The organism is Polaromonas sp. P1_E1_2 (assembly GCF_056406035.1).
In genome coordinates this window covers 1-8,541 of sequence record NZ_JBFUAZ010000127.1, presented here as the reverse complement: position 1 = coordinate 8,541, position 8,541 = coordinate 1, and the positions used below count along the sequence as shown (strand labels likewise).

The following is an 8,541-nucleotide window of genomic DNA, read 5'->3' as shown; positions in this document are numbered from 1 at the left end:
AGTTCGTCCTGGAACCGCAAATGGCCGAAAAATTCATCGGCAAACTGGTGCAGCAAGCGGAAAAGATGATGAAAAGCAATTTGCTGCCAGTGCTGCTCTGCTCTCCCGAGCTTCGCCGGCACGTGCGTGCCTTGTCCGAGCGGGTAATGCCGCATCTGCGTGTGCTGTCCATGGCCGAGATCCCGCACAACATCGAACTCAAGTCGTATGGTGTGGTGAGCTTTTAAGCAACCCGTGCATTTTTGTCCTGCAACTCAATCCGAACCATGACCAATATTCTCTCCGTCGCTTTGCAAAGCATGCACCAGGACAGCATCCGTCTTGAAAGGGTCGGCATGAACCTGGCCAACGCCTTGACCATAGGCTACAAGCGGGAGGTCGTTTCGGTCCAGCCCACCCCCTATTCCCAACTCGGCGCCTCCTTCTCCGCGCAGGTCGATGCGTTGTCGCAGCAGGTAGACGCGACCGGCGGCCTGCTGAAAACGCAGACGGACCTTCGCCCCGGCACACTCAAGTCCACCGGACAAAATCTGGATCTCGCGTTGGACGGAGACGGCTTCTTTGAGGTCTCAACGGCGTCCGGCCCGGCCTACACGCGGCAGGGTTCCTTCCACCTGGACGGTCAGGGGCGGTTGGTGAATGCCCAGGGACACCCGGTGATGGGTAAAGGCGGCGCCATCTTTTTGACGACACGCAATCCCTCGATTGATTCCAGGGGCTATGTATTTGAAGGCCCCAAGTCCGGAGCAGCCGGCATTGCCGCCAACCGCTTGTCCGCGCAAGAGCCGGTGGCCCAGCTCAAGGTGATGCAGCTAGAGGCGTCGCAGACGCTCCGGCATCTCGGGGAGGGGCTTGTCGCTTCGGAGAGTCCGGCCGGCATGATGAACGATGTCGATGTCCAGGTACGCCAGGGCTTTCTCGAAAACTCCAATGTTTCGTCCATGCAGGAGATGGTGCAACTGATGCAGACGATGCGGCATTTCGAGTCGATGCAAAAGGTCGCGACAGGTTACGACGAAATGATGGGGACAGCCATTCGAAAGCTCGGCGATCTTGCCTGAGCCCGTTTTCACTACACACAAACCAGAGGAGTTTTATGTTCGATGCGCTCTATATTGGTGCGACCGGCATGCAGGCCCAGCAGATGAATGTGGACACGATCGCCAACAATCTGGCCAACGTCAACACCACGGGATTTAAAAAAGGCCGACTGACGTTCTCGGATCTGGTCACGCGTTCGGCCGCGCCGCTCCCTTTGGCGAATGCCGGCGCGCCGCAGGGCCTCATGGATGCGGTTACGAGAGTGGGGGCGGGCGTTGGCATAGGCGGCATGGCCAAGCTTTTCGACATGGGCGACCTCAAGAAAACGGAGTCCGCGTTCGACGTTGCAATTGAAGGTGACGGCTTCATGGAGGTGACTTTGCCTGATGGGTCACAGGCTTATGCGCGCGGCGGCACGCTGAGGGTCAACAAGGAGGGCCTGCTGGCAACCCAGGCAGGCTATGCGCTGAAACCTGGCCTGAGCATTCCCGACAATGCGCAGGCCTTGCTGATCGACACGGATGGCACCGTGCGGATCCGTTTGGCGAATCAGGCCACGCCTGTGGAGATCGGGCAGATTGACCTGGTGCGATTCTCCAATCCGCAAGCTCTGTTGGCGCAGGGGGACAACCTCTACCGGCCGACCGAGGCCGCCGGCGACCCGGTCGTCGGCAAACCTGGAGAAGAGGGCTTGGGGCGGATTGCCCAGGGATTTCTGGAAGGCTCCAACGTCAAGCTGGTCGACGAGATGGTGAACCTGATGATCGCGCAGCGCGCTTATGAAGCCAGCGTCAAGGTTGTGCAGGCATCCGACGAGATGCTCGGCATGGTCAATGCGCTGCGCCGCTAAGAAAACACTGATGCGTGGTGTTCGCTTTTTTGGGTTCCTGCCTTCCGGTGTCGAGGCGGCGGGTCTCTGCCTGCTTGCGCTCTGGGCGGCTCCCGCGCAGCCTCTTCAGGCACAAACCGCTGCGAGCATGGCGCRTATCAGCCTGCCGGAGCATGTGCAGGTCAGCCACAGCGACGTGCGCTTGGGCGACGTTGCCAGCCTTGCCAGCCCGGACCCGGCGACCTTGCGGCGCCTGATGGCTTTGCCGCTGGGCCGCGCGCCGCGTGCCGGCCAGTCCTTTGTCCTGGAACGGGATGTCCTTGCCCGGTGGATACGGGGTCACGCGGGCCTTCAAGGAGATCAAATCACCTGGCAGGGCGCTGCGTTCWCTGACATCAGCCTGCGCAGCCGCGACATACCCGGCGAGGATATCGTCGCCCTCGCGGACAAGACACTCCGGCAGCAACTGCGCGGCCAACTACCGGCCGGCACTCGCATCGAACTGCAGCCGGTGACCGTGCCGCGCGACCTGGTAGTCGCCGATGAACTGGTGGAGATCAATCCCCGTGCTCAGGGTGCGGCGGCACTGGCTTCCAGAATGACGGTCTGGATCGATGTGGGCAGTGCTGGCAGAGTGCAAAGATCGGTGGCGGTCGTTTTTGAGGTTGTGGTCTACGGGCCGGTGGTGGTTGCCACCAGAGACATTCCCGCAGGTGCGTCCCTCCTGGCGGGCGATGTGGAGCTGCGTGAACAAAACATTGCCGCAGCCGCAGCTTCGCAGAAAAATCCGGCGCGCCAGTTTTCTGACGGCCAGCGTTTGCGCCGCCCGATTCGGGCCGGCGAAACCTTGACGGCGGCCCACACGGAAGCCGTTCCCGATGTGGCGCGCGGGAGCTGGGCCGTGCTCGAAACGCGCCAGGCCGGCCTGAATGTGCAGAGCCGTGCGGAAGTGCTGCAGGACGGCCGCGCCGGCCAGATGGTTCAAGTCAAGCCCGTCAATGCTACGGCCAGTTTGTTAGCCCGGGTCGCAGGCCCGGGCCGTGTGGAGATGTACCCATGATTTTTTCAGCTTCCAAACCTGGCAATGAATTGCGGAACAACTTTGCAGCCGCGCGCCTGGCCGCGTTGGGGCTGGTGCTGTGCTGCTGGGCCTGCCTGTCGCATGCGCAGGGAGTCAGCCTCTACGATGAAAAGACTTATCGCCCCTTGACGGCCGACAACAAGGCCTTTCGCGTGGGAGATGTCCTCACCGTTCAGGTGTTTGAAAACTCCAGTGCCAGCAGCAGCGCGGACACGGACACCCGAAGAAAAAACAGCCTGTCGGCGGACCTGAGCCACCGTGGTGAAAGCAAAGCCCAGACGGGCGTCAACGTGGCCAGCGACTTTGACGGCGGGGGGCGCACCCAGCGCGCCAACCGGCTATTGGTCACGCTGTCGGTGACGGTTCGCGAGATTTTGCCTAACGGCGACATGGCAGTGACGGGCGAGCAGATGCTGACGGTCAACCAGGAACCGCAACGCGTCACGCTCGAGGGGCGCGTGAGGCCCGTGGACGTGTCCGACGGCAACATCGTTCTTTCCACGAGATTGGCCGACGCGAAAATCACCTATGTCGGCGAGGGCGATATCGCTGAACGCAACCAGCGGCCCTGGTGGCGGAAATTGCTCGATTGGACAGGGTTTTGAAAATGGCGCTCACTTCATTTCTGCAGTCGAGGTTTGTCTCCCGGCTTCGTATCATTCCGGTACTCATTTGCTGTGCGCTCTGTCTGGTGGCACCGRCTTCGCATGGTCAGACTGGCCTGATCCGAATCAAGGACTTGGGCAAACTCCAGGGGTGGCGAGACAACGCATTGACGGGTACCGGCATCGTGACCGGCCTCGCCGGAACGGGCGACTCACCGACGAACCGGGCCACCCGGCAGGCATTGTCCAATGCGATGTCCCAGTTCAATCTCAGCGTGCCGCCTGAACAGATCCAAAGCCGGAATGTGGCTGTCGTCATGGTCAGCGCTTCGCTGCCGAGTTTCGCCCGGCCCGGCGACACATTGGACATCACGGTGTCTTCGACAGGCGACGCACGCAGCCTGGTGGGCGGCAGCTTGTTGCAAGTGCCGTTGAAAGCGGCGAACGGCCGTGTCTATGCACTGGCGCAGGGGCCGCTGTCGGTTGGAGGCTACCGTTATGATTCCAACGGCAACGTGTTGCAGAAGAACCACCCGACAGTGGGAGCGGTGCCCAATGGCGCGACCGTTGAGGTCGGCACGGCCAAAGCCCCCATGGAGCCCGGATCCACCGGCACCGCCATTCCCAACGTAACCTTCCTGCTTGCCGAGCCGGACTACACCACGGCGAACCGGATTGCGTTGGCCATCAACACCCAGCTGGGTGCCAACCTGGCCCAGGCGCGCGACGCCTCAGGCATCGACATCGATGTGCCGGAAAGCCAGCGCGGCAGCCTGGTAGCTTTCCTGTCGCGCCTGGAGTCCGTCACGGTCGAGCCCGACAGGCGGGCCAAAGTGGTGATCAACGAACGCACGGGCACAGTCGTTGCGGGCGGGGATGTGCGCATCGCCAAGGTAGCCATCACCCATGGTGATTTGAAGATTGCCATCACCGAGCAGAACGGCGTTTCGCAACCCTTCTTTATCGGCGAGGCCGGGCCGGGCGTGCGCACCGCCTTGGTTAGCAATACCCGGATCGACGTGGATGAGCGCAACGGCCCGGGTTTTGTGGCTGGCGGAACCACTGTGACAGACCTGGTCCAGTCGCTCGCCAAACTAAAGACCAACACCCGCGACATCATCTCGATTCTGCGGGCCGTCAAGGCTGCCGGCGCCCTGCATGCCGAACTCGTCGTCCAGTAGTTCCGACGTCTACACCAGAGGTACACCCATGTCCAACAGTATCGAATCCATTACGACGGCCGCGCTGTCATTGGCGCTTGACGCGGCTTCGGCAAGGCAGCAAGTCATTGCCAACAACATCGCCAACGCGAATACGGAAGGCTTTGTGCCGCAGGCCCTTGACTTCGAGGGCCAGCTTGAACAGGCCCGCAGAGCCCTGCGCGAACGCGGCCGGCTCGACGAGGCGGCGTTGGGAGACATGAAGTTCCGGCAACAACCGATGCTGCGCATCGACGGCCAGCCGGCGCGCGTAGAGCTGGATGTCGAGGTGGGGAACATGGCCCGTAACGCGGTCCAGTACCAGGCGCTGGTGAAAGGGCTTTCGCGCCACCTCGCCATGCTTTCGTCGGCAGCGACSGAAGGCAAGAAATAGTTCGACCGATCACTCACGTATTGGACCTGCACCTATGGATTACTCCGATTCCTTTGCCATCAGCGCCGCCGGCATGAGCCTGGAGCGCACGCGCGCCGACGTGGCCTCACTCAATTTGGCCAATGCCAACACCATTCAAGAGACGGGCGGTCCCCAGTACCGGCCGCTCCGCGTGGTGGCTCGAGCTGCCGCGATGGTGGCATCCGGCTCACCGGCATTCGCTGATCTTTTCAGCCGCGGGGTTAACGGTGCAGGCCTGACCGGTACATCGGCACCTGCCGTGGTGTCGGTTGAGCCGACTGATTTGCCGCCACGAATGGTCTATGAACCGGGTCACCCGCTGGCCAACGACAAGGGTTTTGTGGCTTACACCGGTGTGGATAGCGCGACCGAGATGGTGACGCTGATGAGCGCCATGCGCTCCTATGAGGCCAACGTGGCAGCGATGAATTCGGCACGCACCATGGCTTTGAAGGCACTCGAAATTGGAGGCGCATGATGAGCACCGAAATGATCGCACCCATTGCCGCGGCAACAAGCGTCGACATTTCCCAGTTCCAGCCGATGAGTGAAAGACTGCAGGGCGCGGGGTCCTTCGGCGCCATGGTCACCCAGGGCCTGCAGCAGGTCAACGAACAGCTGCTCGCCACGCAGGGCGATCTCCAGGCGCTGGCCGTGGGGGACGTCCAGAACCTGCACCAGGTCATGATCCGCATGGAAGAAAGCCGGATTGCTTTTCAGCTGATGATGCAGGTTCGCAATCGCCTGCTTGAGGCGTACCAGGACGTCATGAAGATGCAGATATAGCCACGGGGCTTGTTCGAACCTGTTTTAAAGAAGAAAGCTGAAGCAATGATCGATTTCTGGAAAGGGCTCACCCAGCCGGCGCGTGCGCTCCTGGTTGGAGCGCTGGTGTTGTTCCTGGGCGCTGTGGTCTTTTTTGCATGGTGGGCGTTCAGAGTGGAATACCAGGTGCTGTTCACTGACCTGAAGCCCCAGGATGCGCTGGCGATGACAACGGAGCTCGACAAGCAAAAGATGCCCTATCGCCTCGCCGAAAGCGGTTCGACCATTCTTGTCGACAAAACGCAGGTGCACGCAACGCGCATCAAGCTGATGGGCAAGGAAATCCCCTTACAGGGAGTGGTCGGGTTTGAGCTGTTCAACAATACCGATTTCGGCATGACCGAATTCGCCCAGAAGATCAACTATCAGCGAGCGCTTCAAGGCGAGTTGACACGAACCATCCTGTCCCTGGCGGAGGTCAGCGACGTGCGCGTCCATCTGGCGCTTCCGGAGCAGGGCCTGTTCAAGCAGGCGAGCAGTAAACCGAAGGCCGCCATTACCCTGACGCTCAAACAGGGCCAGAACCTGCGTCCCGAGCAGGTTTTCGGAATTCAGCACCTCGTCGCTTCAGCGACACCGGGAATGACCTCTGCCGATGTCGCCGTCGTCAACCACCAGGGCATCGCGCTGAGTCGAGTGGCCACCAATGCCGAAAACGGCGCGGCGCTCGCAAACAGCTCAAGCCGGCTCGACCTTAAAAAAGAAACCGAAGATTACCTTGCCCGCAAGGCGGCCTTGGTGCTGGACCAGAGCTTTGGCGCGGGCCAAGCGCTCGCCAGTGTGGACGTCCTGTTAAACATGGATCAGATACGCATCACCACCGAAGAAGTGATTTCGGCGCCGGGGCAAGAAAACAAGCCGCCTGCCGGCGTGGTGGTGCGCGAACGCGAGTCTGTGCGCGATACCGGGGTGGCGCCGCTCGACGCGCGTACTGGTACTGGCGTGAATGGCAGCGTACAACGGGAAGTGGAATATCAGGTTGGGCGAAGGGTCGAGCAGGTGGTCAGCCAGCCGGGGTCGATACGCCGCATACAAGTGGTGGCCGTTGTGCGCAAAGCGCTGGACGCCGCCGACGAAGAGCAAGCCCGGAAAGTCATTGCCGCAGCTGTGGGGGCTTCACTCGAACGGGGCGACACCGTAGTTGTGCAGAGCCTGAAGAATGGCGCCCTTCCCCTGCCGGCAATTCCTGACGTTGCTGGCGATTCGCCTCGAGCCACAGGGCCAGGCGCTGCGGCGTCGGGCGAAACGCCGACGCCCGTCGTGGCGATAGCGGGATTGCTGCTGGTGATGCTGTGCGGCTTGGTGTGGTTTCTGCTGCAAAAGCGCAAAACCGCCGATCCCGCGATGACCGAAGAGCAGCGCGAATCGGCGTTGCGGCAGGTCCGGGCCTGGATGCAGCAGGAAGCCCCGCCCGCAGGACTGAAGCCATGAGACCGGAATCCTCTTCCAATGCGCGGCAGGCTGCATTGACCTTGCATGCCATGGCGCCGCACGACGCCGCATGGCTGTTGCAACAACTCCCTGCTATCGAGGCGGCCGAGTTGCAATCCTTGCTGGAGGAGTTGCGCGACCTGGGCATCCCTTCCGACCCGAGGCTTCTTGACGAGCTGCGCCTGGGCGATGCGGCACCACAGGAGTCTGCTCCTGCGGGCCACGCTCATATCGATGAACTGTCCGTCGAAGCCCTGATGTATGCGCTTGACGCGGCACGTGTGGATCTGTTGCTGCCCCTCCTGAAACCTGAACCTGTTGCGTTGCTGGCCTTCCTGYTCTCTTTGAAATCCTGGTCTTGGGCCGATTCCCTGCTGGCGGCACTTGAGACGCACAGGCGGCTCTCTTTGCGCCTGCAGGTCGACAGCCTGGACAGCAGAGCTGGGGCGACCCCAGACCAGGCCGCTCAGCTGCGGCTCGGGCTATTGCGGCGCTTGCTGCGACGCTACCGAACCGTCGAGGCCTCAGCGTCCCCGCAGAACGCGACCAGCGCGCACCGGGGCGGTTTTGCACGCTGGTGGCAGGAACGGCGCCGGTTCTGGTCCAGCATCATTGCACCCATGAGGGCCTACAAGTGAGCCCGGAAGGTTTTGTTATCAGAGGCGCCGTGGAGGGCGCGCCGCTCGAGCTGCGCGTGGCGTCGCGCGCGCCTGCAGTGCTGCCCTTGCAGCGTCCGATGGCCGATAAATCAGCGACCCTGATGACCGGCCGCGCGTTGCAGGAGCCTGATGCGGGCCTCGGACAGGTCCGGCAGGAAGCGCRCACCCTCGGGTACGAGGCAGGCAGGGTTCAGGGTCAAAAAGACGGTTATGAGGCGGGCATGAAACAGGCGCTGGAGCGCGCTGAACAGGAGCGCCATGCGCTTCTTGAAGACCATGAGGCTGGCCAGCAGAAGCTGGTCGATGCGCTGGCAAAGATCAGGCAAATGGCTGATGCGATAGTTGGGCAGAAAAACCGCTTTCTGGATGACGCCGAGGATGACATGGTGGCGCTCGCTTTTGAGGCGTTTTGCCGGGTGCTGGGCGAAACGGTCCCCACCCGGGACATGCTGAAGG

The 8,541-nt window shown here is 61.8% G+C and carries 12 protein-coding genes; all 12 read left to right on the top strand.

The features are described 5' to 3' along the window. On the top strand, positions 1-227 hold a 227-nt coding region (locus tag AC1D1P_RS08555), incomplete at its 5' end, for an FHIPEP family type III secretion protein (protein ID WP_477672680.1). A gap of 39 nt (positions 228-266) precedes the next feature. Beyond that, on the top strand, positions 267-1,061 hold the full coding sequence (locus AC1D1P_RS08550; RefSeq protein WP_477669653.1) for a flagellar hook-basal body protein: 795 nt from the start codon (positions 267-269) through the stop codon (positions 1,059-1,061). Positions 1,062-1,096: 35 nt separating this feature from the next. Beyond that, positions 1,097-1,891 (top strand): flagellar basal-body rod protein FlgG, encoded by a 795-nt coding sequence (gene flgG, locus AC1D1P_RS08545; RefSeq protein ID WP_477669652.1) that lies wholly within the window; start codon positions 1,097-1,099, stop codon positions 1,889-1,891. A gap of 10 nt (positions 1,892-1,901) precedes the next feature. Next, positions 1,902-2,930, top strand: coding sequence for a flagellar basal body P-ring formation chaperone FlgA (gene flgA, locus AC1D1P_RS08540; protein ID WP_477672679.1), 1,029 nt, complete (start codon positions 1,902-1,904; stop codon positions 2,928-2,930). After that, entirely contained in the window at positions 2,927-3,556 is a 630-nt protein-coding gene (locus tag AC1D1P_RS08535; protein ID WP_477669650.1) for a flagellar basal body L-ring protein FlgH, read from the top strand. The genes flgA and AC1D1P_RS08535 overlap by 4 nt, the downstream gene beginning before the upstream one ends. 134 nt (positions 3,557-3,690) lie before the next feature. Further along, positions 3,691-4,737 (top strand): flagellar basal body P-ring protein FlgI, encoded by a 1,047-nt coding sequence (locus AC1D1P_RS08530; protein ID WP_477669649.1) that lies wholly within the window; start codon positions 3,691-3,693, stop codon positions 4,735-4,737. Between the two features lie 28 nt (positions 4,738-4,765). Then, positions 4,766-5,149 carry a flagellar basal body rod protein FlgB gene (gene flgB / locus AC1D1P_RS08525; protein ID WP_477669648.1) on the top strand — a complete coding sequence of 128 codons (384 nt, stop codon included), beginning with the start codon at positions 4,766-4,768 and terminating at the stop codon, positions 5,147-5,149. A gap of 34 nt (positions 5,150-5,183) precedes the next feature. Beyond that, positions 5,184-5,648, top strand: a complete 465-nt coding sequence (flgC, locus tag AC1D1P_RS08520; RefSeq protein ID WP_477669647.1) for a flagellar basal body rod protein FlgC — start codon at positions 5,184-5,186, stop codon at positions 5,646-5,648. Then, positions 5,645-5,956, top strand: a complete 312-nt coding sequence (gene fliE, locus AC1D1P_RS08515; RefSeq protein WP_477672678.1) for a flagellar hook-basal body complex protein FliE — start codon at positions 5,645-5,647, stop codon at positions 5,954-5,956. Before flgC ends, fliE begins: the two co-directional genes overlap by 4 nt. A gap of 9 nt (positions 5,957-5,965) precedes the next feature. Then, positions 5,966-7,426: a flagellar basal-body MS-ring/collar protein FliF gene (fliF, locus tag AC1D1P_RS08510; protein WP_477672677.1), complete on the top strand. Its 1,461-nt coding sequence runs from the start codon at positions 5,966-5,968 to the stop codon at positions 7,424-7,426. Continuing rightward, positions 7,423-8,064: a hypothetical protein gene (locus tag AC1D1P_RS08505; protein WP_477672676.1), complete on the top strand. Its 642-nt coding sequence runs from the start codon at positions 7,423-7,425 to the stop codon at positions 8,062-8,064. The genes fliF and AC1D1P_RS08505 overlap by 4 nt, the downstream gene beginning before the upstream one ends. Then, positions 8,061-8,541 (top strand): FliH/SctL family protein (locus AC1D1P_RS08500; protein WP_477672675.1); only part of this gene is annotated, 481 nt, incomplete at its 3' end. The genes AC1D1P_RS08505 and AC1D1P_RS08500, both read left to right, overlap by 4 nt.

What these genes read in the sequence shown, in the direction of transcription:
- AC1D1P_RS08550 (WP_477669653.1), top strand. Translation starts at nt 267, where the DNA reads ATGACCAATATTCTCTCCGTCGCTTTGCAAAGCATGCACCAGGACAGC.
- fliE (WP_477672678.1), top strand. Translation starts at nt 5,645, where the DNA reads ATGATGAGCACCGAAATGATCGCACCCATTGCCGCGGCAACAAGCGTC.
- flgC (WP_477669647.1), top strand. Translation starts at nt 5,184, where the DNA reads ATGGATTACTCCGATTCCTTTGCCATCAGCGCCGCCGGCATGAGCCTG.
- AC1D1P_RS08535 (WP_477669650.1), top strand. Translation starts at nt 2,927, where the DNA reads ATGATTTTTTCAGCTTCCAAACCTGGCAATGAATTGCGGAACAACTTT.
- flgG (WP_477669652.1), top strand. Translation starts at nt 1,097, where the DNA reads ATGTTCGATGCGCTCTATATTGGTGCGACCGGCATGCAGGCCCAGCAG.